This window comes from Falsigemmobacter faecalis (genome assembly GCF_003863335.1).
GTDB lineage: Bacteria > Pseudomonadota > Alphaproteobacteria > Rhodobacterales > Rhodobacteraceae > Wagnerdoeblera > Wagnerdoeblera faecalis.
Map to the genome: position 1 here is coordinate 1 of NZ_RRAZ01000033.1, position 23669 is coordinate 23669.

Sequence of the window (23669 nt, forward strand, 5' to 3'; positions counted from 1 at the left end):
TGAACGGCTGGCAGAGGCCGGGATCGAGCCCTCTGTCGGCAGCGTCGGTGACAGCTGTGACAACGCCCTGGCCGAGACGATCAACGGTCTGTTCAAGGCAGAGGTCATTCACAGGCGTGGTCCGTGGCGGAACTTTGAAGCCGTCGAATACGCCACGCTGGAATGGGTCGACTGGTTCAACAACCCCTCGCCGGTTCTCTTGAACCGGTGGCGTTCACCGGCTCGACCTGCTCGGGCCAATCGGGAACATCCCACCCGCCGAGGCAGAGGCAAACTTCTATGCAGCTCTGGAAACTGAAGCCATGGCCGCATAACTAACCCTAATCAGCCTCCGGCAAACCCGGCGCGGTTCAGAGACGGCTGGACCAAACTTGTCATCCCGTTCATCAGTCAGGTCTGGTGTTGAAACTCACCCGGATCTGAGCCGGCTTTTTCACCGAGAAGTGAGCCACCTCTGATTATGGATTTCGGCTCATGCTGGGGTCAAGGACGGGTTTGTCTCCTTCTTTTTTCTGGCGGCAGCTTCCGCGGGCTTGCCTTGAAGCGGAAGCTGTCGTTTCCGGTTTCCAGGATGTGACAGCGGAGTGTGAGACGGTCGAGCAAGGCTGTAGTCATCTTGGCATCGCCGAAGACGGTGGCCCATTCGCTGAAGCTGAGATTGGTGGTAATCGCCACGCTGGTTCGTTCGTAGAGCTTGCTCAGTAGGTGGAGCAGCAGCGCCCCGCCCGACGTGCTGAATGGGAGGTACCCCAACTCGTCAAGGATCACGAGGTCAAGCCTGGTCATGCCTTCCGCGATCTGTCCAGCCTTGCCCCTGGCCTTTTCCTGTTCGAGCGCATTGACCAGTTCAATGGTGGAGAAGAAGCGGACCTTTCTGCGGTGATGTTCGATGGCTTGGCTTCCAAGCGCAGTAGCAACGTGGGTCTTGCCGGTTCCGGGGCCGCCAATCAGGACCAGGTTCTGTGCGCCATCCATGAACTCGCAGCGGTGCAGGGTGCGGACAGTGGCCTCATTGACCTCGCTGGCGGCAAAGTCGAAGCCTGCGAGGTCCTTGCAGGCCGGGAAGCGCGCGGACTTCATGTGACAGGCGATCGAGCGCACTTCGCGTTCGGCCAATTCGGCTTTCAGCAATTGCGAGAGCATCGGGATCGCAGCTTCAAAAGCCGGCGCTCCCTGCTCGATCAGATCGGTTACGGCCTGGGCCATGCCATACATCTTCAGACTGTGCGAGCCATGATGACGATTGCCCCAGCAGCTGGATCATGACGCATAACGTCCTGCCTCGTGAGCTGGCTGCGCAGACCGTCATAGCGTTCGACATTGGCCTTTGGCTCGCGGTGCAAGACCAGTGCTTGCGGTGTGTCCAGTGGCGGCCCGCCGACCACCTTGCCGTCGATCAGGCGGTGCAGCAGGTTCAGCACATGGGTTTTGGTCGGCACACCCTCGGTCAACGCCAGTTCCACCGCGGCCAACACGGCCTGCTCATCGTGGTGAAGCACAAGCGCAAGGATGTCGACCATCTCACGATCACCACCGGGCCTGCGAAGCATGTGATCCTGCAACTGTCTGAACGCTGGCGGTAAATCCAAAAAGGGTGCGCCATTCCGCAAAGCGCCTGGCTTGCGCTGAAGGACCATCAGATAGTGCTGCCAATTATAGATCGTCTTCGGAGGCAGATGGTGACTGCGTTGGATCACGCGCGCATGTTCGCACAGGATGCTACCCTCAGCCGCCACAACCAAACGATCCGGATAGATCCGCAGGCTGACCGGTCGATTGGCAAAGGAGGCGGGAACAGAGTAGCGATTACGCTCAAAGCTGATCAGGCAGGTGGGCGAGACACGCTTGCTTAGCTCAATGAAGCCGTCAAATGCGACTGGCAGTGGCATCAGCTCGGCTTGTTCCTCAGCCCAGACATCAGCGAAGGTGCCAGGAAGTTTGCCATGCAGGGTCTCCCGCGACAGCGCGAGGCAACGCTCTTCAAGAAAGGCATTCAGCGCGACGAGATCCGGAAAGTCCGGCATTCTTTGCAATATCTGGTGGCGGGAATCCCGAACGTTCTTCTTGACTTGCCCCTTCTCCCACCCAGCGGCAGGATTACAGAACTCGGGCTCATAAACATAGTGGTTCGCCATCGCGAGGAAGCGCATGTTGATCTGTCGCTCCTTGCCAGGGCCAACACGATCCACTGCCGTCTTCATGTTGTCGCAGATACCCCGAGCAGGGATGCCGCCAAAAACACGGAAGCCGTGCCAATGCGCATCAAACAGCATCTCATGGGTCTGCAATGGGTAAGCCCGAAGTAAAAAAGCGCGGCTGTGCGCCAGCTTGATATGCGCCATCTGCAACTTCGTGCGCTCGCCACCCGGAACCGCCACGTCCTCGCTCCGGTCAAACCGGAAAGCATCGCCCGGCGCAAAATGCAGGGGCACAAAAGTCCCGCGCCCCGTTGTCTGTTGTTCGCGCTGCCGATCTGCCTTCCATCGTCGCGCAAAGGCTGCCACACGAGGATAGGAACCGGTGTAGCCAAGCTCCACAAGATCAGCATGTAACTGCTTAACTGTGCGCCGCTGCTTACGAGACTTCCCGGCTTCGGTCTTCAACCAACCAGCCAGCTTATCCGCATAGGGATCAATCTTGCCGGGCCGCTCCGGTGTGGAGAATTTTGGCTCGATGGTGTTCGCCGCCAAATGCTTCGTCACCGTATTACGTGACACGCCAGTCAGCCGCGAAATCTCGCGGATCGACAGCTTCTGTCGTAAGTGCATTCGTCGGATGATGTTTAAAAGTCCCATGTGGATCACTCCGTCACCCCCCGCCACTGATCGCGTTGGGGGAAGGTTCACATGGCTCACTTCTCAATGATAATTATGCGCATCTCCGGCTCAGATCCGAGTGAGATTCAACAGCCATGCGCCTCTGTCGAGCCGCGTGGCCCACAGCCGAACTGATGCTCATCGCAGGCGTGCGGGCAACTCAGTCTTTGATATACCCCGCTCCGCCATCTGCAAAAGTGCGTTCATATCAAGATGAGTTTCCAGATGCGCGGCCAGTTCATCAAGCACGTTCTCAACAGTGTCCTGATAAGAATAGCCCGGGATCCCCGCGCCGAAGTCCGAGAGCCATGCGGCACGGAAAACATCGGCGGTAAAAAGCCCGTGAAGATAACTGCCCTGTACCCTTCCATCGGCCGAACGGGCCCCTTCGGGTAAGCCGTCAACCCTGGCAAAAGGGCGGGCGCAATCGGGGCCGGTGGTGCGGCCCAGATGGATCTCATAGCCCTCGACCCTCAGCCCCGTGGTTTCGTGCAGCGCGGATACGCGCGCAAGGCGCTTGTCCGGCGACATGATGGTTTCCACGTCGAGATACCCCAGGCCCTCCGTACGCCCTGGCGCACCTTCCAACCCCTCCGGGTCATGGATGCTTTTGCCAAGCATCTGATAGCCGCCGCATATCCCCAGGATCCGCCCGGCCCGCCGGTGATGCGCCTGCAGATCAATATCCCACCCCTGCGCGCGCAAGAATGCCAGATCGCCGCGGGTCGATTTCGTCCCCGGCAGGATCACCAGATCGGCATCCCCCGGAATGGGTTGCCCGGGCCGGACCATTTCCAGCCGAACCGAGGGGTCCATCTTCAACGGGTCCAGATCATCAAAATTGGCAATCCGCGACAGTGCAAGGCAAGCAACTTTCACATTGCCAGTGCCAAAGGCACGCAGATCCAGCGCATCCTCAGCCGGGAGCAGAGCAGCACGGGCAAACCAGGGCACAACCCCCAGGCCCTGCCAACCGGTGTGGTCCGCGATCAGGCGATAGCCGTCATCAAAGAGGCTCGGATCGCCGCGAAAGCGGTTGACGATAAAGCCGCGGATGCGCGCGCTGTCCTGCGCATCCATCACCACCTGGCTGCCGACCAGCTGTGCAATCACCCCGCCCCGGTCGATATCGCCCACCAGCACCACCGGCACATCCGCGGCGGCGGCAAAGCCCATATTGGCAATGTCATTGGCGCGCAGATTGACCTCGGCCGGGCTGCCCGCGCCTTCGACGATGACCAGATCACACTGGGATTTAAGCCGAGTGAAACTCTCCAGCACCGGGGCCAACAGCTGCGGCTTCAACCGCGCATAATCACGCGCTTTCACCGTGGCCAGTCGTCGCCCCTGCACAATCACCTGCGATCCGACATCGGTTTCCGGCTTCAACAACACCGGATTCATATCGGTATGAGGCGCCACCCCACAGGCCAGGGCCTGCAGCGCCTGGGCGCGGCCGATCTCGCCACCATCTTCCGTCACCGCAGCATTGTTGGACATATTCTGCGGCTTAAAGGGCCGCACCGAAAGGCCGCGCAGCTTTGCGGCCCGGCAGATCCCTGCCACCAGCAGCGATTTGCCAACATTTGAGCCGGTGCCCTGGATCATCAGCGCAGCCATCAGAATTCGATCCCGGCCTGCGCCTTAACTCCCGCGCGGAATGGGTGCTTTACCACCGTCATTTCGGTGACCAGATCGGCCAGCTCAATCACTTCGGGCTTTGCATTGCGGCCGGTTAACAGCACATGGGTCATCGGCGGTTTGTGATCGCGCAGGAAGCTGACCACCTCGGCCACATCCAGATAATCATAGCGCAGCGCGATGTTGATCTCATCCAGAAGCACCAGACGGTTCACCGGATCAAGGATCATCTCCTGCGCCATCTCCCAGCCACGACGGGCGGCCGCGATATCGCGGGCGAGGTCCTGAGTTTCCCAGGTGAAGCCCTCTCCCATGGTATGAAACCGGCAGAGATCCGGAAAATGCTGCAGCAGAAAATCGCGCTCGCCGGTGGCCATGGCACCTTTGATGAACTGCACCACAGCAACCGGCATACCATGCGAAATCGCCCGCATCACCATGCCAAAAGCTGAAGAAGGCTTGCCCTTTCCGGGGCCGGTCAGCACCAGGATCAGGCCTTTCTCGCCGGTTTTCTCAGCCATCATCCGGTCCCGCGCGGCTTTGATTTTCGCCTTTTTATCGGCGTGGCGGCTCAGGTCCTCTGCGGCGGGCAGATCATCCGTCATCACACATTCCCTTGACAAAACAGGCCTTCTCATGGCTTGCCTGACGCATCGTTGGTTCCTGCCGATGGCAGGCTAAGAGGGAATGCGAGAGCTGATTTTCGGATCAGAACGCCGCAGCCGCCCCCGCGACCGGGCTTTGTTGCGCTATTAGGGATGAGGTCGGAATTGTCCCTTTCCCAGACACCTTCAGCGCATGCGGACGGTCTCGGGCGTGCCGAGAGATGTAAAGCGGTTCATGACTGAGCGGTCGAACGTCATCGGTTCGAGAGAGACCGCGAAGGATGCGGATCTGGACCTCTGCAGCCTGCCTGTCGAAGTCTCTGGCCATGATGCGCTCACCGAGGAGTTTGACGCATCTCATCCTGGCCTCCACGCGACTTCGTCGGTGATATCCGGACCATTTCTTCCAGTTGGCCCGTCCGAACCGTTTGCATGCACGTAGCGCTTCGTTGCGGGCCTGCAGGCCGGGGTCGTCGCCCTTCCAGGCTCTGGCATTTCGTCGTGGTGGTATGATGGCATCGGCACCTCGGGCCGCGATGGCGGTATGAGAGCCTTTAGTGTCATAGATACCGTCGGCGGTGACACGACCGAGCGCCTCTTCAGCCGGGATCTGCGCCAGCAGGTCCGGCAGAACGGGCGCATCCCCGATGCGGTTTCTGGTCGTCTCCACCGCGCGAACTTCAAGTGTTTCAGCATCAATCGCGATGTGAACCTTGCGCCATTGCCTGCGACGGCTGGCCCCATGCCTGCGAATATGAGCCGGGCCAGAAAACAGTCCGGGGGACTGTTTTCCAGGCGATTGACCACTCGCCTTCGCCCGAGAGCTTGATTCCTGTGCTGTCCACCAACAGATGCAGCGGACCGGACGCCGCACGATACGGGATCTGCACCTTCAGGTGCTTCTGCCTGCGGCAGAGCGTCGTATAATCCGGCGTCGGCCAATCGAGCCCGGACAGGCTCAGAAGGCTCTCTACAAACCCTGTCGTTTGCCGCAGCGGCAGCCCGAACAGCACCTTGAGCGAGAGGCAGAATTGGATGGCAGCCGCCGAAAACCTCTCAGGATGACCCGGTTTGCCGTTCGGGGTCGCGAACCAGGACATCTTCGGGTCAAACCACACCATCAGAGAACCGCGGCGCTTCAGAGACTGGCTGTAGCTGGACCAGTTCGTCGTGCGGAAATGCGGGACAGGCTTGCTCATATGTCTACCTTAAACCCCTGACTCACAAATATGAATCCGCAGGTCGGATGGATAGTGCAACAAAGCCCATCTGTGCCGTTCGGGGGCGCTGCATGTCAGAGGCGCGCGACGGGGGCCCCGAGGGATCGGCGCCGCCCATTGCGACGGGTTAATCTTCAGATGGTTGCGACGGGGCTGACCGGAGAGCCTACCGCGCCTGGCAAACGCAGCGGGGGCGCTGTCAGGAACACCGCGTTGCGCCCGCGGGCTTCCAGGGCCTGCGCCAGATCACGCAGATACCACAGCTCTGCCAGCGGCATTCCAAGACGAAACAGGCAGTGATTGTGCAAAGGCAGGCGATAACAGCAGCTGCCGGCGGCATTATGCGGATTTTCGACCGCATAGTTGTCCGCTGCGATCGCGGCAATCTGCATCTCTCCGAGCCAGGTGAGCAGAGCGGTATCTGTCCCGTCAAGAACCGCACCCGTCTGATCCAGACGCGCCGGGTCGGGGGCGGTCTGCATATCCAGCAGCGCTTCGGCATAGCCTGTGCGCAGCATCAGGATGTCACCGGGACGCAAACTGACATTTTGCGCCTTCATCGCCTGCTGCAGATCCGTCAGGCCGATGATGCTGCGGCCGGGGCCGAAATGGCGCAGCAGATCCACCAGGACGCCCCGCCCCTGCACACAGCTTTCGGCAAGGCGGGCGACCGACAAACGGTGCGCGTAGGAGCCATGGGCACCCGCACAGCCACCACCGACCACATCTTTTCCCGCGCGAAAGCCGTTGTAGTAAACCGATTCCGCTTCGCCGTCGCCATCGGCATCGAACTGCGCCCCGACATGCGCCAGCGCATCCCACTGCGTTGAATATTGCAGCGACATCAGAACCTGATCGTCGCTCAGCACATCCTGCAATCCTGCTTCCACATTGCTCAGCGGATAGTTGATGTAGGGCGTATCGCCCAGACAGGTCGGCTGCAGCATCGGCGCTTTGCGGCGGGGGTGAATGCTCACCGTTCCCGGCACATCCAGCGGCAATGACAGGCAGAAGGCCAGTCCTTCGCGGATCTCAGCGGCGGCGGCCTGCCGCTCTGCGGGGCCGATGTAGTTCAGCGTGCCCAGCTCATCATCGGCGCCAAAACGCCCCCAGTTTGAGCCTTCCGGCGCCTGTGTCCATTGCGGCATCAGTTCTGTCCCCCCTGCTGTGCGGCGCTGGAAGCGCCCTGACTTTCCTGAAGAATCAAAGCATCCAGTGCCGCTTCTGCGGCCTGCGCCCGTGCTTGGGTTGCCTGATCCCATGCGTAAAATCCAGCGCCGGATTTTCGGCCAAGCGCCCCTTCCGCCACCTTCGCCTGCAAGGTGGCAGAGGGCGTCTGTGCGGCGCTGAGATCGGGATAGAGGTAGCCTGCGATGTTCAGATGGGTGTCCAGCCCGTTCAGATCACGCTGGCCGAAGGGACCTGTAAAGGCCAGCCGCACCCCCAGAGACCAGCGCACGATGCTGTCGATTGTCTCTGCATCCGCGACCCCCTGATCGAGCAGATGCAAACATTCGCGCATCATGGCGTGCTGAATGCGGTTGGCGACAAACCCGGGCACCTCCCGGTGCAAAACCGCAGGCTCTTTGCCCGAACCGCGCAAAAGCTCTGTCAGCTGCTCCAGCCGTTCGCGCGGCATCTGTGCCGAAGCCACCAGTTCAACCACCGGAATCACATCGGCGGGATTGAAGAAATGCGCGATCGCAAGGCGCTCCGGATGGCGCATGTTGCGGCACAGATCGGCGGTCGTGAGCCCCGATGTGTTCGACGCGATCAGCACCTGCGCGGAGAAAAAGGCCTCCGCCCGCGCCAGCAGCTCCGTCTTGAGAGACAGAATTTCCGGCACCGCCTCGATCACCAGATCCGCTGAAGCCCAGTTCGCTGACAGTGCTGCCAGATCCTGTGCGATCGTCAGCTCCGGCAGGGATTTTTGCAGTTTTTCAAGAGCTTCTGCGTTCGGATCCACCACCGCTACCTGAAACCCTGCCCGGTGGAAATGCCGTGCAAGCCCCTGCCCCATCACGCCCGCGCCCAACAAAACGACGTACCGTCGCATGTGAATCCTCCCCCACGTTATAAGTTGACAATATAAATGAAGACGATTGATAAGAACAACACATAAGATTGAACTCGCCCTGGAGGAGGGACGGATGAACTCACTCGCCAATTTCTTTACGCGGATTATGAGCCGTTATTTGCCGGACCCTCTTGTCGTTGCGATTTTGCTGACGGCGCTGACGGTGCTGTTCGCCATGCTCAGCCAGGGCACCGGGCTGATCGCGGCGACGATGTTCTGGGGGGACGGTTTCTGGAATCTGCTCGCATTTACGATGCAGATGACCGTGATCCTGCTGGCCGGCTACATGATGGCCCGCACGCCGCTGGTGGACTGGCTGATGGAAAAGCTGATCGCGCCGGTCACGACCCCGCGCGGCGCGGTGATCGCCGCCACGCTGATCGCAGGTGTGGCCAGCTGGATGAACTGGGGCTTTGGCCTGGTGATCGGCACGCTGATCGCCCAGAAGCTCGGCCATAAAGTGCGCGGTCTGCATTATCCGCTGGTGATCGCGGCCGGCTATTCCGGCTTTGTGATTTATGGCATCGGCCTGTCGGGCTCGATCCCGCTGCTGATCAACACCCCCGGTCACTTCCTTGAGGGCACCATTGGTCTGGTGCCGCTGAGCGAGACGATCTTCTCCCCGATCGTGCTGGTCTGCACCCTGGTGATCCTGGTGACCATGCCGTTCTTCAACGCGATGCTGCACCCCACGCGGGCCGAAGACATCAAAGAGGTTGATCCCGGCACCCAGGCTGTTTTCAGCGTCGCGGACAGCGGCCGGACCACCGTGTCGGAGCGGTTGAACAACAGCGCCATCATTGGCGTCGGCATGGGGCTCTTCGGCCTCGCCTATGCAGTGCTCTATCTTTGGAATGGCGGCGGCATCACGCTGAACTTTGTGAACACCGTCTTCCTGTTCCTCAGCGTTTTGCTGTTCGTAACGCCCAACCGCTTCCTGGCCGCGCTGAACGACGGTGTGAAAATCCTCGGCGGTATCATCATCCAGTACCCCTTCTATGCCGGCATTCTGGCCATCCTGTCGGGCTCGGGACTGGTCGTGACCTTTGCCAACTGGTTCGCCAGCTTCTCAACGGCAGAAACCCTGCCGCTGTGGTCCTTTATCTCAGCCGGCCTGATCAACGTCTTCGTGCCCTCGGGCGGCGGTCAGTGGGTGATCCAGGGCCCCGTTATGATGGAAGCGGCGCGTCAGCTGAACGCCTCTGTCCCGGCGACGGCCGTTGCCGTGCAGATGGGGGACCAGTGGACCAATATGGTGCAGCCCTTCTGGCTCCTGCCGGCGCTCGCGATCTCCGGGCTGAAGCTCAGCGATATCATGGGCTATATGGTGCTGGTGCTGTTCTACACGGGCGCGATCTTCGTCGCCACCGTACTGGCCTGGGGCTTCGTGTTCTGAGCCATGCCCTGGATGATTGAAACCTTTGACACAGCCGGGGGCGCAGATCTGCGCCTTCAGCTGCGCCCCGCACATCTGGACTACCTGCAGGCCAACCGTTCGCTGTTGCTGGCCTGCGGCGCCAAGCTCTCGGATGACGGCACCGCGGCCAGCGGCGGGCTTTATCTGCTCAACGTGGAGAGCCGTGCCGAGGCCGAGGCGTTCATTGCGCGCGACCCGTTCCACGAGGGCGGTCTTTTTGAACGGGTGTTCATCACCCGCTGGCGCAAAGCTTTTTTTGACGGACAGAACACCCTGGGGGAGGAATAAATGCTGTTTCAGGTTGAAATGACGGTCATGATCCCGGCCGATATGCCCGCAGAAACGGCCGCAGAGATCAAGGCCCGCGAAAAAGACTATGCGCAGGAACTGCAGCGCAGCGGCATCTGGCGCCATATCTGGCGTCATGCCGGGGCCTATAAGAACACCTCGATCTTCGATTGCCGCGACAACCAGCATCTGCATGACGTCCTGACCGGGCTGCCGCTGTTTCCCTATATGCAGATCGACGTCACGCCGATTTGCCGCCATCCCTCCTCCATCCGCGAGGACGACAGATGAGCGGCGCGCTGAACACGGCCCTGGTGACAGGTGGCGCGCGCGGGATCGGGGCGGCCATCACCGCCCGGCTGAAAGCCAGCGGTCTGCGGGTGATCGTGGCCGACATTCTGACGCCTGAACCGGGCGCTGCGGATCGTGCCTTTCAGGTCGATCTGTCGGATGCCGGTGCGGCACAGGACGTGTTTGCCCGCATCGCAGCGGAAGAAGAGGTCGGCTGCCTGGTCAATAACGTCGGGATCGTGGCACCCGCTGCGCTCGAAGACGTGGATCTGGCCGATTTCGACCGCCTGTTCTCCATCAACCTGCGCCCGTCACTCCTGGCGGCTCAGGCGCTGGTGCCGGGCATGAAGGCGCGGGGCGCGGGCCGGATCGTGATGAACACCAGCCGCGTCACGCTGGGCAAGGAATTGCGCAGCCTCTACAGCGCGACGAAGGGCGCGGCGCAGTCTATGGCCCGCACCTGGGCGCTGGAACTGGCCCCGCACGGCATCACCGTGAACTCGGTGGCGCCCGGCCCGATCGGCACCGATGCCTTCTGGGCCAACAATCCCCCCGATGCCCCTTTAACCCGGCAGATCGTGGCCCGCGTGCCCGTCGGGCGGATGGGCACAGGGGAAGATATTGCCAATGCCGTGGCCTTCTTCTGCGCGCCCGACAGCAGCTTTGTCACCGGCCAGACGCTGTTTGTCTGCGGCGGCGTCACCGTGGGGCTTGCCGGGAACTGAACCGATGTCCCCCGCGGATGCTGCGGCCTGCGGGGGACGTTTCTTGATTTCGTTTCGCAGTTGGTATTGTGCTGGTTAACCGTGCCCTTTGACAGGAATTTAACGTGCTGACGCTGAAACATTACGAGTTGCTGACAACCCTGGCCGAAGAGCTGCACTTCGGGCGGGCGGCGCAACGCCTTGGCGTCTCGCAGCCGCAGCTCACGCAGGCGCTCAAGCAGATGGAAGAGCTGGTCGGGACGCGGTTGTTTGACCGCACGAAACGCCGGGTTGAGCTGGCGGCAGCGGGTGCGCTGCTGTTGCCCGATGCCCGCGCGGTCCTGCGCCATGCACGCCAGGCAGAAGAGGTCGCGCTGCGTGCAGGCCGCGGCCTGACGGGACGTCTCAGCCTTGGCTATATCGGCACGGTCGCCTATAACGGCGTTCTGACGAAAATTCTGTCGCATTTTCATACCCAGGCCGCGCAGCTGGATCTGCAGCTGGTCCTGATGGATCTGGACCGCCAGTTTCCCGAAGTTGCGGCCGGCAACCTCGACGCCGGGATTGTGCGCCTGCCCTATCCCAACATCCCGCCCGAACTCGACAGCCGCGTCATTCATCGCGAGGCGCTTTGGATTGCGCTGCCGACAACGCATCCTCTGGCGGGGGAGGAAAAGCTGGACCTCGCACAGTTTGATGGCGCCGATTTCATCGCAACCCATCTGCCCCCGAACACAGGTTTCGCCGCAGCGATGGATCAGGCCTGCGCTCATGCGGGGATAAAGACGAATATCGTCCACCGCTCGCCGCAGTTTGCCTCAATCATTTCGCTGGTCGCGGCCGGCCTTGGCGTTGCGGTGGTGCCGGAGTCTCTGCACCGGGTAAAAATCCCCGGCGTTGTCTGCCGCGCCCTGTCAGACGTCAGCGTGACGGCGGAAATCGCGCTGGTCTGGCGGCGCGATAACGAAAGCCCACCGCTTCAGCAGTTTCTGGCCAGCGTGTCTGCCGCGCTGCCACCGATTTAAAAGGACTCTAAATGCCCCGCCCCGAGAACTTCACATCCGTTGATGGCCTGCATTACGGATGGCGCCCTGCTGAAGCTGGCGCCCCGACGCTGCTGTTTGCAAACTCCCTTGGTACGGATGTGCGGGTCTGGGACCGGGTGGGGGCGCGGCTTCCGGCGCAGTGGGGCATCCTGCGTTTTGACAAGCGCGGGCACGGGCTGAGCCGCTTTCAGGCCGGGCTCACGATTGAAACCATGGCTGACGACGCCGAATTTCTGCTCGATCATCTCGGGATCGGGGCCTTTGCAGGCGTCGGGCTGTCGGTCGGCGGGCTGATCATGCAACGCCTGGCACTGCGGCGCGAAACCACCATGACCCATCTGGTTCTGGCCGACACCGCGGCAAAGATCGGATCAGAAGAGGTGTGGAATCCGCGGATTGAAACGGTGATGCGCCAGGGGATCGCCGCCATATCAGATATGATCCTCGCACGCTGGTTCGCCCCGGAATATCAGACGACGGCTGATTTCAGCATGTGGCAACTCATGCTGGAGCGCACCCCGGCTGAGGGCTATGCCGCCGTCTGTGCCGCCATCCGTGATGCGGATTACCGGGCCGATCTTGCGCGGATTTCGCTGCCAACACTGGTTGTGGCGGGCGCGCAGGACAGCTCCACCCAGCCTGCGCTTGTGCGCGAAACCGCAGAGCAGATCCCCGGCGCGCGCTTTGTGGAAATCGCAGACGCAGGCCATCTCCCCTGCGTTGAGCAACCCGAGCGCTTCGCCGCACTGCTGATGGAGCATCTGAGCAGGAGCTGACGCCCCACGCGCTTGGCGCCTGGGCTCCCTTGCCTGCTGCGGCAGAGGGAGCCCGGACGCCATGGGGTGCATCCGCTGCAGGTCTGGAAGGTGGTGTCAGGGCCAGGTGCCCGTCACGACACACCCTTCCGGGCGCACGATCTGTGCACCGTCTCGTGCGCGTTGCCGGGCGTGATATCAAAGCGGCGTTTGAATGCGGTCGCAAAGTTTTAGGTGCTGGAGAAGCCGGCGATACGCGCAGCCTGCTGAATGCTGGCCCCCAGCCGTCCTTGTTCAGATTGCCCGCGATATAGGCCGTCAGCCGCGGCCCGCGATGAGGGCGTGAGTCTGCGGCGCGTAGTATGCCCGCGTGCGCCAGGGCCGCGCGCACCAGATCGATCCCGCAGGACATCAGCCGCAGGTTCATCGCATTGCGCGACTGCGCGCCCGCGGCAAATCCCGCGTAAAGCTCACAGATCGTGTGCGCCGTTTCGCGCATGCGCGCGTCTGGCGTCCAGACCTTTTGCATCATTTTATCCGGCAGGGTTGCAACCGCCACTTGGTGGAGCGCAGGGCTGGCCGGCTCCTCCATCATGCTGCCGGCCTGCGCCAGCCAGTCCTCATCGAAAGAAACGCTGATTTTGCTTAAAGGCGCGCCGTAACTTTCAAGATACTCGACGGCCTCACCCGCCCGCAGGTGAAGTATGATCGCTTTCGGACCGGACTCTTCCGGCGACAGGGTCGAAAGGGTGTAGGTCTTTTCATCATAGACGAGCCGCTGGTGGCCGTTCAGCAGCACCATCAGAAATATACGATCTTCGTCGATCACCCGTCGTGAACGGGTGTCCTTCATTATCTGTTCATGACGAATACCCACGCGGAAGTTGCCTGGATAATGAAACACCGTCACTGGGGCACCCCTGATGCTGCACAAACCCGCCAACTCTGAGCGCTGACGCCTGACGAAACAAAAATGTCGCGCAGGCAAAACAGCCTCTCATGGAGCATGGCATCGAGGAAGTTATATTATCAGTGTAATTTACTCAACTATCATAAGGGATTGAAGGAAGCCCTCTGACTTCAATCCCTTATGGGCGTATCACAGACAGGATCATCATGTCATTGCCCTCTCCCCGTGCCAATCTTTGGCTGCTTGCGCTGACCAGCGCCTCCGTGCTGGCGCTGTCAACCGCGCTTCAGGCACAAGAACAGACAGAAGGCGATGGTGAGACGCTCCTGAGCATCATTCAACTGGTCTCCGGCGGGCAGGATAATGTCGAAGCCACCGGCGGCACTGAGGTGAATGATGACGATCTTGACCGTCTGAAACCCGATGATGTCTCTGATCTTTTCAGCCGTGAATCGAGCGTTTCAGTCTCTGGCGGCGGTGGGGCAGCCAAGCGGGTGAGCGTGCTGGGCATCGAGCAGTCTCTGCTCGCCACCAGCGTGGATGGGGTCCCGCAAGGCGCAACCGCATGGCACAATACCGGCTCAAATGTCGTTGATCCGGCATTTCTGAAAGCGGTCAAAGTTGAGGCCGGTGCCGCCGCTGCGGATGCCGGTTTTGGCGCAGGGGCAGGCTCGCTGCGCTATGAAACCGACAATGCCCATGATCTGTTGGACGCCGGGAAAGACATTGGCAGCCGTGTTGCACTTTCCTACGGGAGCAACGGCCGTGGCACCGCGCTGAGTTTTGCAAATTACGGGCGTCACAAAGGTCTTGACTGGCTCGTCATGGTCAATGGCGCCAATGACAAAGATTACAAAGACGGCAACGGTGCCGTGTCGCAAGGCACCAAGGCTGCAGGCCGTAACGCATTGGCCAAATTTGGTTTTGAAGCCGAAGGCCACCGCTTTGAGCTGGGCTATCAGCGCAGCCGTGACAATGACGATCGTCTTCAACGCCCCAACCTCGGCAATCCCGGCAGCCGCACATTGCACTCGCTGAAGGTCAGCAACGATACGCTGAAGCTTTCCTATACCACCACGGACAGCACGGACTTCTGGAACCCTGAAGTTTCCTTCTATCTGAGCGATTTTGAGTATTGGCGCGACAACTACTCAACCGATTTTGCCGGCGACGCGACCTTCAGCGAGCAGCAATTCGGCGGTAAGGTGCAAAATACGTTCGACCTGGGTTACGGTCGCATCACCGCCGGTCTGGACTTCAACAGCCACGACTATTTGGTCGACAACTACGCAACCGCAGCACAATCCAACTACACGCGCTATCGCGATTTCTCGACCCAGCAGATCGGGCTGTTCGCTCAGGGACGTTTTGAGTTTGAAAATGGCATCAGCCTGTCGACGGGCGCGCGCCTTGACCGCCACCGCTTTGATGACTGGAACGGCAAGCGTTTCTCAGACACCGGCACCAGCCTGAATGCGACGCTGGCTTACCGCCTGAATGACACGGTTGAGGTCTTCGCAGGCGCCTCGGACACCTGGCTCGGCTATGTGGTCGGGGATTACGGCTATCTGCACGCGCGGGTCAAAGGCTTCCAAAGCTCGCCCGATCTGCAGGCCGGCAAGTCAAAGAATTATAAGATCGGCGCGAACTTCGGCGGCGACAGCTGGCAGGCCGGCGTGACTTAGTTCGACACCCGCGTGCGCAATCTGTTTGACTATGGCGCGGTGAAATCGGCCACTGTCCTGACCAACAAACCCGAGGAGTTCCGTTCTAAAGGCGTCACGCTGAATGCGGCCTATGACTTCGGTGCGACGAAAATCGGTGCAAGCTACACCAAAGCGGATGTGACCGAAGGGGGCATCGATCTGGTGCCGTCGAAAGGTGAGTTCTTCGCGCCGGTGGGCAAACAGGCGACGCTTTACATCGATCACCAGCTTGCTGATTGGGACATGAGCATCGGCGCCAGCGCCAGCTGGGCCGGCGGCCTGAACGAGACCAGAAAAGGCACGACGGTCTACAACGCACTGGACGGCTATAACGTTGTAAATGCCTGTGCAGAGTGGACGCCTTCGTCGCACAAAGGCCTCGCTGTCCGCCTCGGCGTCGATAACCTCTTCGACCAGCGCTATTCTGAGCGTTCCGGGATCGGCAGCACCAATCGTCTTGATCCGGTCTACGCACCCGGTCGCACGATGACGCTGAAAGCGAGCCTGAAGTTCTGACGCACCACAGAACCAGCCCTGCATGCAGGGCTGGTTCATTTGTCACGGCTGTACGGGCAGATGGATGACGATCCGTGCCGTTTTAACGCCCTAAGCCCAAGGGTTTTAGGGCCAGGACCCATTGATTGTGCAATGATTTCATGATTCAGGCTTCCTGTAGGAGGCCGGTTTTATGAGTGATCTGTTCTAGCTCAGCGATGAACAAATGGCACGGCTTGAGCCATTCTTCCCGAAGTCTCATGGTCGGCCACGCGTCGATGATCGCCGCGTCCTGAGTGGTATTATCTTCATAAATCGCAATGGCTTACGATGGAGAGACGCCCCTGCTGAATATGGGCCTGCGAAGACCCTGTATAACCGCTGGAAGCGATGGGGAGATATGGGGGTGTTCGCGCGTATGATGTTGGGTCTGGCGCAAGCCGATGCCGATCCGTCCACCTTGATGATCGATGCGATTACCTGAAGGCTCATCGAACCGCGTCAAGCCTTCGGCTCAAAAAGGGGGGCGCGAGCGCCTGATCGGCCGCACGAAAGGCGGCCTCAACACGAAGCTTCATGCCCTGACCGATCGCGATGGCAAGCCGTTGCGCTTCTTCCTCAGCGCGGGTCAGGTCAGCGATTACACCGGGGCTGCAGCTATGCTCAGCTCGTTTCCCGAAGCGGATTTCCTGCTGGCAGATCGGGGATATGATGCTGATTGGTTTCGGTAGGCCCTTAAAAATAAGGGGATAGAGCCCTGCATACCGGGGCGAAATTCACGAGAAAAGCCGGTCAAATATGATAGGCGCCGCTATCGCCGCCGCAGCCGTATCGAGATGATGTTTGGCCGACTAAAGGATTGGAGGCGCGTCGCTACCCGATACGACAGATGCCCCAAAGTATTCCTCAACGCCATAACTCTGGCAGCGACGGTTATGTTCTGGTTATGAATCCTGACCCTGGAAGCCTATGTTGTGATTTTCCGCGCAGAACTGACCCGGGGGAGCGGACAAAAACCTGGACTGTTTTCAGGTCGCAAGGCCGAGGCTTTCACGATATTCGATCGGACTTCGGCCACTAAGCGACATCTTGATGCGGGTTTCGTTATACCAGCGGATGTAGCCGTCCACGGCGTCTATGAATTGCTCCACTGAGAAAGCCCGCCAATCACGCGAAGAAAAGAACTCCGTCTTGAGGCGGCCGAAGACGCCTTCGCAGGCGGCATTATCCTGTGAACTCGCCTTGCGTGACATCGACCGCGTGAGCCCGGCTGCATTTACATGGTCCAGCCAGCCCTGCCAGCGGTAAGGGGATACGGGCACAGACATGGACTGCTTTCATGTCGCAAGGTCCAGCCGTTTCACGGCATGCGATCGGACTGACCTCGCTGGCCTGACGGAGCGGATGACCAGCCCGGATGCCTATCCATCAGTACCCCGCACCTCCGCGAGGATAAGGATCGCCACAAAAGATGAGCCGCGGAGTCCGATCCGCGCAATAGTCTGCATTTTTGCGCATCCTGAAGAGGGGAAAGCTTCGCCGATAAGAATAATTAATGGATCTACCATAAATGCTATATCATCAAAAATAGCCCCAAAGGGAGGATTAAGCCAAAGTAAGATTGACGAAATTCTCCGCACCCGCAAAGGTCAGCGCCCTGATCCGTCAGCCTATATGTCTAAAGCTGAAATTGACGCCCACTTGAGTAAATTTGACGGTGGCGCTGTACGGGTTACTTCTGCAGATGATGTAGCCAAATACGGCACAGCAGGACCACCAAGCGGCGGCTTTGTTATGCCAAAATCAGAATTTGATTATCTGGTTCGAGAAGCAGGGGGAAACATGCGTGTTGTAGAGCGGAGGCTTGGTTTGGACAGCGGCTCTCTTTCGAGTGGGAAAACTGTTGCCTTGGAAATCAAGCCACAAGATATGAGAAATTTGAGAGTGCCGTCTGGCAATGAAGGTGGGGCAAATGGCCAATGGGTTCCGGGTGGATACACATCTGGCGGAGTTCCTGAAGCTGTTATGGACTTTTCGGGTGTGCCGTACACACCAATTAAATTCTAGGAGAACTGTCATGCCCAAATTAGAGATTGGGAAAACCTATTACCCTCCCAAGCGCGAAACCATCGTTACGGATTCTTTGGTCAAGGGAGATGGTTGGCAGGTTGAGAAAACAGGGGGAGAGTTCATTTTTGAATTTCTTGCAGCGCGCCACGGGGGAGGCGTTGACCGCTACAGTATTACTTCTGACGAGTTTGAAGCATTAAAGCTTGGAAAGCTTTCCTGCCAAGACCTTCTGAAAAAATATGATGTAGCCTGAATTTCCCGTCCTCTTAGTCCCCTTCTTCTTCCCCGCCCTGAAACCCTTCCATCCTGACTGGGCAGAAGTATTTGCCTGTTGCGTCCTGTATGGGTTTGGCACTTCCTGCCCGACCGCACCAATAGCTGGTGCGGTCGTTTTTGATCAGCTGGACGGCATCCTGGAATCCGATCTTGCCGAGGCTTTGCTTGGTCCAATAGACGGCCCCGGCACCTGCCAGCAGGGCGGCGACGGCCATGCCTGCTGCGAGCACGGCGAAGTCCCATTTTGACCGTCCGGCATGGGCTTCAATGCGGGTCGCGATGCTGCGCAGCCCCCGGTTCGCGGTCTCGGCCTCGGCGGTTACGTCCTTCAGCTTCGCGGCGAGATCGGCGGCCTGCCGTGCGGCGTCATGGTTGATCCTGACGGCGCGGGCGAGGAGCTCAACCTGATCGCCAAGGAAATCGTCGATGTTTTTGGCGACATGTTTGCCGAGGGCTTCGGGATCGAGTGCTCGCCGTGTTGCGGTGATCCCAGCGGCGAGATTGCGGATATCTGCGCTGTGCTGTGTCTGGATGGCGGCACTGTCCTGTGCTGCCACCTTGAGCGCGCCGATCTCTTCGACCAGGACGGCGAGCACGTCGCGGAGCCTGTTGTCATCCATGATCCGGCCCTTTTTGTTCTTCGGCCTTCAGCCGCAGGTCTTCGTAACCGTCCGGTTGCTCCCGCCTTCTGACACGGGTCTCAGATCTATACGACGACAATACTGACGTCGTTATTGTCGTCGTATAGATGGAGCCCGCCCATGCCGCCTTCTGATATTCTGGGAGTTGAGCGCCGTCGGCGCTGGCAGGACGACGAGAAGCTCACGATCCTGGAGCGCGTGGGCATGGGCGGCCGGACGGTGGCAGATGTCGCCCGGGAAGCGGGTGTGACCCGTCAGCATATCTGCCAGTAGCGCCAGGAGATGCGCCGCAAGGGCCTTTGGCCGCGCGTGAGCGGAGCGATGTTTGTGCCTGTCGGGGATGATCTGCCTTCCGAGGCGCCAGGCCCTGACGCAGAGCTTCAGATCGGGATCGGGTTGCGCAACGGCCGTCAGCTTCGTTACACGCCGGGCATTTCGCCTGCTGTTCCGGCGCGCCTGATCCAGGTTTTGGAGGCCGCATGATTGGACGGGGGACAGGTGTCCGGGTTTATCTGGCAAGCGGCGTCACGGATATGCGCAAAGGGATCGCCGGCCTTGCCGCTCTGGCTCAGGACGTTCCGGGGCAAAAGTCATCCGGCGGCGCGGTGTTTGCTTTCCGGGACCGCCGGGGGGACCGGATCAGGCTGCTTTATTGGGATGGCCAGGGGTTTTGTCTTTACGACAAAGTGCTGGAACGTGGTCGCTTTCCATGGCCCATGCGCGGGGATGGCGCCGTTCGTCTGACCGCCGCCCAACTCGCAATGCTGTGGGAGGGGATCGACTGGCGGCGGCCGAACCGGGGGGCCCCTCCGGCCCGCGTCGGTTGATGTTTTTTTACCGAATACCGTTGTTTTTATACGATTTTGCGAAGGTCGTTCTCTAAAGGGGCATGTCGCATGCAGCCCAAATCCTTCCTGAGTTCGGTCTGAATAATTCTCAACCGTCTGATTTTACGCAGAATTGTTGTAATTTTTCTCGCTTTCTGTTGCAGGATTTCGGGTAATCTCGTTTGAAACCCTGCAATTTCGGTTCTGGCCATGAAGTACCGTCCTCGCATTGAAGAACAAGATGATCTTTTGCGGCCACGCCTGGTCGATCTGATCGATCCGCGCCATGAGCTGGTGAAGCTGGCCGGTATGATCGAGTGGGAGGTATTCGAGCGGGAATGGTCCGGCTTCTTTCCCTCCCACCGCGGCCGCCCCGCAACGCCGCCGAGGCTGGTGGCGGGATTGCTCTATCTGCAACATGCCTGGCGGCTATCGGATGAGGCGGTGGTGGCCCGGTGGGTCGAGAACCCCTACTACCAGCATTTTACCGGCGAGGTGTTCTTCCAGCACCGTCCGCCGATTGACCCCTCGTCTTTGACCCGCTGGCGGAAGCGGATCGGCGAGGAAGGTGTTGAGTGGCTGCTGACGCAAACGATCCGCGCAGGGCAGATCGCAGGGGCGATCGACCAAGGCAGCCTCAAGCGGGTGGCCGTTGATACGACGGTGATGGAGAAGGCGATTGCCCATCCCACCGAGTCCCGGCTGCTCGATCGGGCCCGCAGCCAATTGGTCGCCCTGGCGCAAGAGGCAGGGATTGACCTGCGCCAATCCTATGCACGGCTGTCGCCACGTCTGACCTTGCAAGTGGGCCGCTATGCCCATGCCAAACAGTTCAAACGCATGCGTAAAGCCTTGAAGAGGCTCAAAGGGTATACGGGTCGGGTCATGCGGGACCTGCGTCGTCACCTGCAGGACATCCCCGAGGGCACTTTGCGCCAGAGGATCACCGCCAGGCTCGCGCTGGTCTCGCAGCTGCTGCATCAGCCCGCAAAGGGCGGTAACAGGATCTATGCCCTGCATGCGCCCGAAGTGGACTGTATCGCCAAAGGCAAAGCACGGCTGCGCTATGAGTTCGGCTGCAAAGTCAGCATTGCCACCAGCCTCGATGAAGGCTTCGTCCTCGGCATGCGCAGCTTCGCCGGAAATCCCTATGACGGACATACCCTGCGCGAGGCGCTGGAGCAGGTCGAAATCCTCACCGATAAGCGCCCCGAACTGGCGGTGGTCGATCGTGGCTACCGTGGCCACGGCGAGACCAAAACCCGCGTCCTGATCAGCGGTACGCGGCGCGGCCTGACACCAAAGCTGATCGCCGATCTGCGCCGACGCAGCGCCATCGAGCCTGAAATCGGCCATATGAAAACCGATGGCCGCCTCGGCCGATGCCCCCTGAAAGGCGCCACCGGAGACGCCATCTTTGCGGCCCTTTGCGCCTGTGGCCACAACATTCGCAAGATCCTCGCCCACCTCAGGCTTTGGCTTGCCTATATCATGGCGGCTATTTGGGCTGCAGCGGGAATGGAAAACCAACGCTCCCAAGCAGCTATTGCTTGCTGAACACTTTGTTCAGGGTGAGCTCATGAAGTGTCTGTCCGAAAAGGAAGAGGAGATATCCTGAGAAGGGCGTTAACGCAGAGCTTCGCCACATACTGCAACGCAACAGGATCTTTGGTCTGCTTAACCTGTTTTAGATTCTTCACCAAGAAAAGAGGTGCTGTTGCAAAGCTCGAATTTTGGCCACCCGTGATCGGTGTCGGTCATGGAGTACGAGCCGCCGTCGGCGTACCGAATGCAGCGACCGGGTAAAGGAGCACATCACATTCGAGGCGATTAGCACAGCGAGCTCTCCCGCGCGGCCGTCCATGCGTTTTAGCAGGCCCAAAATCAATCCGTGGGATCAGCCAGTGCTGACTGCTCCCGATAAGCCGGCTCGTTCTGAACCGAACTCTTGTGCAGATCCAGCCGTTGACCTGCCTCCAGTCCGTCTGCCACTGCCCGAAGTGCTGCCACCGCGAGCCCCCGGAATTGTTCCAGCCATTCTCCGAAAGTCACTGTCGGAGGAAACTCCCGAGGAATGTCGGCACGGACTGACGGACAAGTGTCACCGGGCGCGTCGCTCTCAAGAACGATCCGGGCGTGCGTCCAGACCGCGTTGAGATCACTGTCATGGTCTCTGCCCTGCTCGAATACCGCTGTGGAGAACTTCATCAGACTACTCCCCTTGGGTTGTCTTCAAATACCAATATGCCACCTATCAGGCCTGTCAATCGAATGTGCCTAAGTCATCCAGAGACGCGTTCTGAAACCTGATCAACGGGAGGAGCGCGCAAGCGCGCTGCTTCCGATGACGCGCTGACCGTCCAGCTGACTGGGTTACCCCGTGCAAGCCCTCCCTGGTGCCAGCGCCACGGTATGGGGAGGCCGCGATTGTGCGGACATGCAGGCATTCCGCCACCACTTAGTCCCCTCCTGGCGCCTTGCCAGCGTGCCCGTCCAACTCTCTGACGCGCGCTGCTGCCCCAATCTCTGAGCGGGCCTGCTATTCCGACGTAGTGAGGCGCTAGCGGATCGGGAGGATCTGTTCCGGCGCTACGCCTACATCCGGCGGCAATTTCCTGATCGGGACTTGCGCCTCACCAGAACCGACATGATCGACACGATTGTGCTATTCGTTCAGCAGCGACATCTGGCGGATCAGAGCTGGAATGCCACGTTCAGGTTCGAGGCCCGGATTTCAGATCCAGTCACCATACTTGGGCTCCACGTGCAAAACTTGCGGTCATCCGCGGATGCACTGGACTGGACTGCACATCGCCGTCTCTGTGACGTTCAGAGGGCGCGCGTAATCGCCGCCCTGCCGCACCGATCTTTTCATATTAGGCGTCCTTCGGATCCGTCGAAAAGATCGAGACATCAAACTGCATGAGCGATTATCCAGAACCCTGGGCCAAAGCACTAATTCGTAAGGATGAGCCAAAGCTTTGCTCACGGAACCGCCATCGCACCTGCTGCGCCATGGACAGCAAGTGCCGCACTGAAGAGCCCACACCCAAACCGTGCCGCCATTTCCCGCACGCGCTGCTCATAGCCCTGATCGCCCCAGGCCTGCCGCAGCTCGCGCTCCACAAACCCGCGGTTTGCCACCGAGGCCTTCGCGATCAGCTTTTGCAGTTCAAGCTGCCTTGACGGCAAGGAAGGCACCTTCTCAGCCGGCTCAGAGCGCGCCGCCTCAGGCCTCACCCGCCATTTGCGCATAAAACCCAACAGCCAGCCCGCGGGGACTCGCAGATGCCCACGAGCCTGGTTGAAGGCCAGGAAGCGTTCCCAGATGTGCCGGCTGTCGAGGCCTTTGCAGGGCAGTTTCTCCTTCACTGCAGCGATCCGTTCGAGCCAGTTGCCGGTGCCCTGCACACCGCTCTCCGCCTCAATCTCAATCTCAATCATCCCGGTAAAGAATGTTTTGTTAGTTTCTTCTTTATAAAGAGCCCTGTCGCCTCTGGTTGTCGGCCCGGGGCCGTCTGTCTCTGACATGATCCCAAAGCGGAAGAGCCAGAGCGTACCGCCCGCCCCCACACGCTCGCGAGACAGCTTCAGCTCTGACGCCTCCAGCTCAGCAAAGAGCTGATAGAGATATTGCCGCGAGACGCCCATGGCCTCCGAGAGCTCCGCCATGGTGAAGCCTGCCGCCCCTTTCGGCAGACCGTTATACCCCTCTTTCCAGGCCATGCGGTCGAGGATCAGGGTCGCGAGCTTATGTGCCGCCATGGTCAGGTCGGTCTGAGTGATCCGGCGCAACAGGCTGCAGGTGGTCATATCCATGAGGTATCTCCGGGCAACTAGGGGCCCTTCGCAAAGCGGATAGCTCTGCGTCATTCAGTTCATTC

21 protein-coding genes and 5 pseudogenes are annotated in these 23669 nt (G+C 60.0%); 15 read left to right on the forward strand and 11 right to left on the reverse strand.

What is annotated here, in order from left to right:
- Positions 1-314 (forward strand): annotated as a pseudogene (locus tag EG244_RS16750) (integrase core domain-containing protein); the annotation flags it as partial.
- 169 nt (positions 315-483) lie between these two features.
- Here the strand turns inward: EG244_RS16750 and istB are convergent.
- The 7 genes and pseudogenes from istB to EG244_RS16785 form a co-directional block, all read right to left on the reverse strand.
- Positions 484-1215, reverse strand: a complete 732-nt coding sequence (istB, locus tag EG244_RS16755) for an IS21-like element helper ATPase IstB (RefSeq protein ID WP_199738012.1) — start codon at positions 1213-1215, stop codon at positions 484-486.
- Positions 1216-1217: 2 nt separating this feature from the next.
- Positions 1218-2795 (reverse strand): IS21 family transposase, encoded by a 1578-nt coding sequence (gene istA / locus EG244_RS16760; RefSeq protein WP_233589048.1) that lies wholly within the window; start codon positions 2793-2795, stop codon positions 1218-1220.
- Positions 2796-2954: 159 nt separating this feature from the next.
- Positions 2955-4436 carry a cobyric acid synthase gene (locus tag EG244_RS16765; RefSeq protein ID WP_124966331.1) on the reverse strand — a complete coding sequence of 494 codons (1482 nt, stop codon included), beginning with the start codon at positions 4434-4436 and terminating at the stop codon, positions 2955-2957.
- Positions 4436-5062, reverse strand: a complete 627-nt coding sequence (gene cobO / locus EG244_RS16770) for a cob(I)yrinic acid a,c-diamide adenosyltransferase (RefSeq protein ID WP_124966332.1) — start codon at positions 5060-5062, stop codon at positions 4436-4438. Before cobO ends, EG244_RS16765 begins: the two co-directional genes overlap by 1 nt.
- A gap of 186 nt (positions 5063-5248) precedes the next feature.
- Positions 5249-6261, reverse strand: a pseudogene (locus EG244_RS16775) (IS5 family transposase).
- 155 nt (positions 6262-6416) lie between these two features.
- Positions 6417-7430, reverse strand: coding sequence for a cyclase family protein (locus EG244_RS16780; protein WP_124966333.1), 1014 nt, complete (start codon positions 7428-7430; stop codon positions 6417-6419).
- Positions 7430-8449, reverse strand: coding sequence for a 3-hydroxyacyl-CoA dehydrogenase NAD-binding domain-containing protein (locus EG244_RS16785; RefSeq protein ID WP_267900297.1), 1020 nt, complete (start codon positions 8447-8449; stop codon positions 7430-7432). The genes EG244_RS16780 and EG244_RS16785 overlap by 1 nt, the downstream gene beginning before the upstream one ends.
- Between EG244_RS16785 and EG244_RS16790 the strand changes: the two genes are divergently transcribed.
- The 8 genes and pseudogenes from EG244_RS16790 to EG244_RS16825 all read left to right on the forward strand — a co-directional run bounded on the left by EG244_RS16790 (position 8433) and on the right by EG244_RS16825 (position 16921).
- A complete protein-coding gene (locus EG244_RS16790; RefSeq protein ID WP_124966335.1) occupies positions 8433-9755 on the forward strand; it encodes a short-chain fatty acid transporter in 1323 nt (440 codons plus the stop codon). The genes EG244_RS16785 and EG244_RS16790 overlap by 17 nt on opposite strands.
- Positions 9756-9758: 3 nt before the next feature.
- Entirely contained in the window at positions 9759-10064 is a 306-nt protein-coding gene (locus tag EG244_RS16795) for a YciI family protein (protein WP_124966336.1), read from the forward strand.
- Positions 10065-10355, forward strand: coding sequence for a muconolactone Delta-isomerase (gene catC / locus EG244_RS16800; RefSeq protein WP_124966337.1), 291 nt, complete (start codon positions 10065-10067; stop codon positions 10353-10355).
- Entirely contained in the window at positions 10352-11080 is a 729-nt protein-coding gene (locus EG244_RS16805; RefSeq protein ID WP_124966338.1) for an SDR family NAD(P)-dependent oxidoreductase, read from the forward strand. Before catC ends, EG244_RS16805 begins: the two co-directional genes overlap by 4 nt.
- A gap of 104 nt (positions 11081-11184) precedes the next feature.
- Entirely contained in the window at positions 11185-12084 is a 900-nt protein-coding gene (locus tag EG244_RS16810; RefSeq protein WP_124966339.1) for a LysR family transcriptional regulator, read from the forward strand.
- Positions 12085-12095: 11 nt separating this feature from the next.
- Positions 12096-12881, forward strand: coding sequence for a 3-oxoadipate enol-lactonase (gene pcaD / locus EG244_RS16815; RefSeq protein WP_124966340.1), 786 nt, complete (start codon positions 12096-12098; stop codon positions 12879-12881).
- 1095 nt (positions 12882-13976) lie between these two features.
- Positions 13977-15992: pseudogene (locus EG244_RS16820) on the forward strand (TonB-dependent receptor domain-containing protein).
- Between the two features lie 205 nt (positions 15993-16197).
- Positions 16198-16921, forward strand: a pseudogene (locus EG244_RS16825) (IS5 family transposase).
- Positions 16922-16999: 78 nt separating this feature from the next.
- Here EG244_RS16825 and EG244_RS16830 read toward each other — a convergent pair.
- A pseudogene (locus tag EG244_RS16830) lies at positions 17000-17278 on the reverse strand (IS3 family transposase); the annotation flags it as partial.
- A 97-nt stretch (positions 17279-17375) separates the two neighbouring features.
- Between EG244_RS16830 and EG244_RS16835 the strand changes: the two are divergent.
- Positions 17376-18038 carry a hypothetical protein gene (locus EG244_RS16835; RefSeq protein WP_124966342.1) on the forward strand — a complete coding sequence of 221 codons (663 nt, stop codon included), beginning with the start codon at positions 17376-17378 and terminating at the stop codon, positions 18036-18038.
- Positions 18039-18048: 10 nt separating this feature from the next.
- On the forward strand, positions 18049-18294 hold the full coding sequence (locus tag EG244_RS16840) for a hypothetical protein (RefSeq protein ID WP_124966343.1): 246 nt from the start codon (positions 18049-18051) through the stop codon (positions 18292-18294).
- 13 nt (positions 18295-18307) lie between these two features.
- Here EG244_RS16840 and EG244_RS16845 read toward each other — a convergent pair whose 3' ends face one another.
- Positions 18308-18937 (reverse strand): hypothetical protein, encoded by a 630-nt coding sequence (locus tag EG244_RS16845; RefSeq protein WP_124966344.1) that lies wholly within the window; start codon positions 18935-18937, stop codon positions 18308-18310.
- A 141-nt stretch (positions 18938-19078) separates the two neighbouring features.
- Here EG244_RS16845 and EG244_RS16850 point away from each other — a divergent pair, with 141 nt between their 5' ends.
- The 4 genes from EG244_RS16850 to EG244_RS16860 all read left to right on the forward strand — a co-directional run bounded on the left by EG244_RS16850 (position 19079) and on the right by EG244_RS16860 (position 21342).
- Complete coding sequence (locus tag EG244_RS16850) at positions 19079-19231, forward strand: transposase (RefSeq protein WP_124966345.1); 153 nt, start codon at positions 19079-19081, stop codon at positions 19229-19231.
- A 48-nt stretch (positions 19232-19279) separates the two neighbouring features.
- Positions 19280-19441, forward strand: a complete 162-nt coding sequence (locus EG244_RS20500) for a hypothetical protein (RefSeq protein WP_158617342.1) — start codon at positions 19280-19282, stop codon at positions 19439-19441.
- On the forward strand, positions 19438-19785 hold the full coding sequence (tnpB, locus tag EG244_RS16855) for an IS66 family insertion sequence element accessory protein TnpB (RefSeq protein ID WP_124966346.1): 348 nt from the start codon (positions 19438-19440) through the stop codon (positions 19783-19785). Before EG244_RS20500 ends, tnpB begins: the two co-directional genes overlap by 4 nt.
- Before the next feature lie 210 nt (positions 19786-19995).
- A complete protein-coding gene (locus EG244_RS16860) occupies positions 19996-21342 on the forward strand; it encodes an IS5 family transposase (protein WP_124966347.1) in 1347 nt (448 codons plus the stop codon).
- Between the two features lie 327 nt (positions 21343-21669).
- On the opposite strand, the gene EG244_RS16865 is transcribed toward EG244_RS16860, so the two are convergent.
- Positions 21670-21993, reverse strand: coding sequence for a hypothetical protein (locus EG244_RS16865; protein ID WP_124966348.1), 324 nt, complete (start codon positions 21991-21993; stop codon positions 21670-21672).
- Between the two features lie 777 nt (positions 21994-22770).
- Positions 22771-23604, reverse strand: a complete 834-nt coding sequence (locus tag EG244_RS16870; protein ID WP_124966349.1) for a hypothetical protein — start codon at positions 23602-23604, stop codon at positions 22771-22773.
- Between the last annotated feature and the right edge of the window lie 65 nt (positions 23605-23669).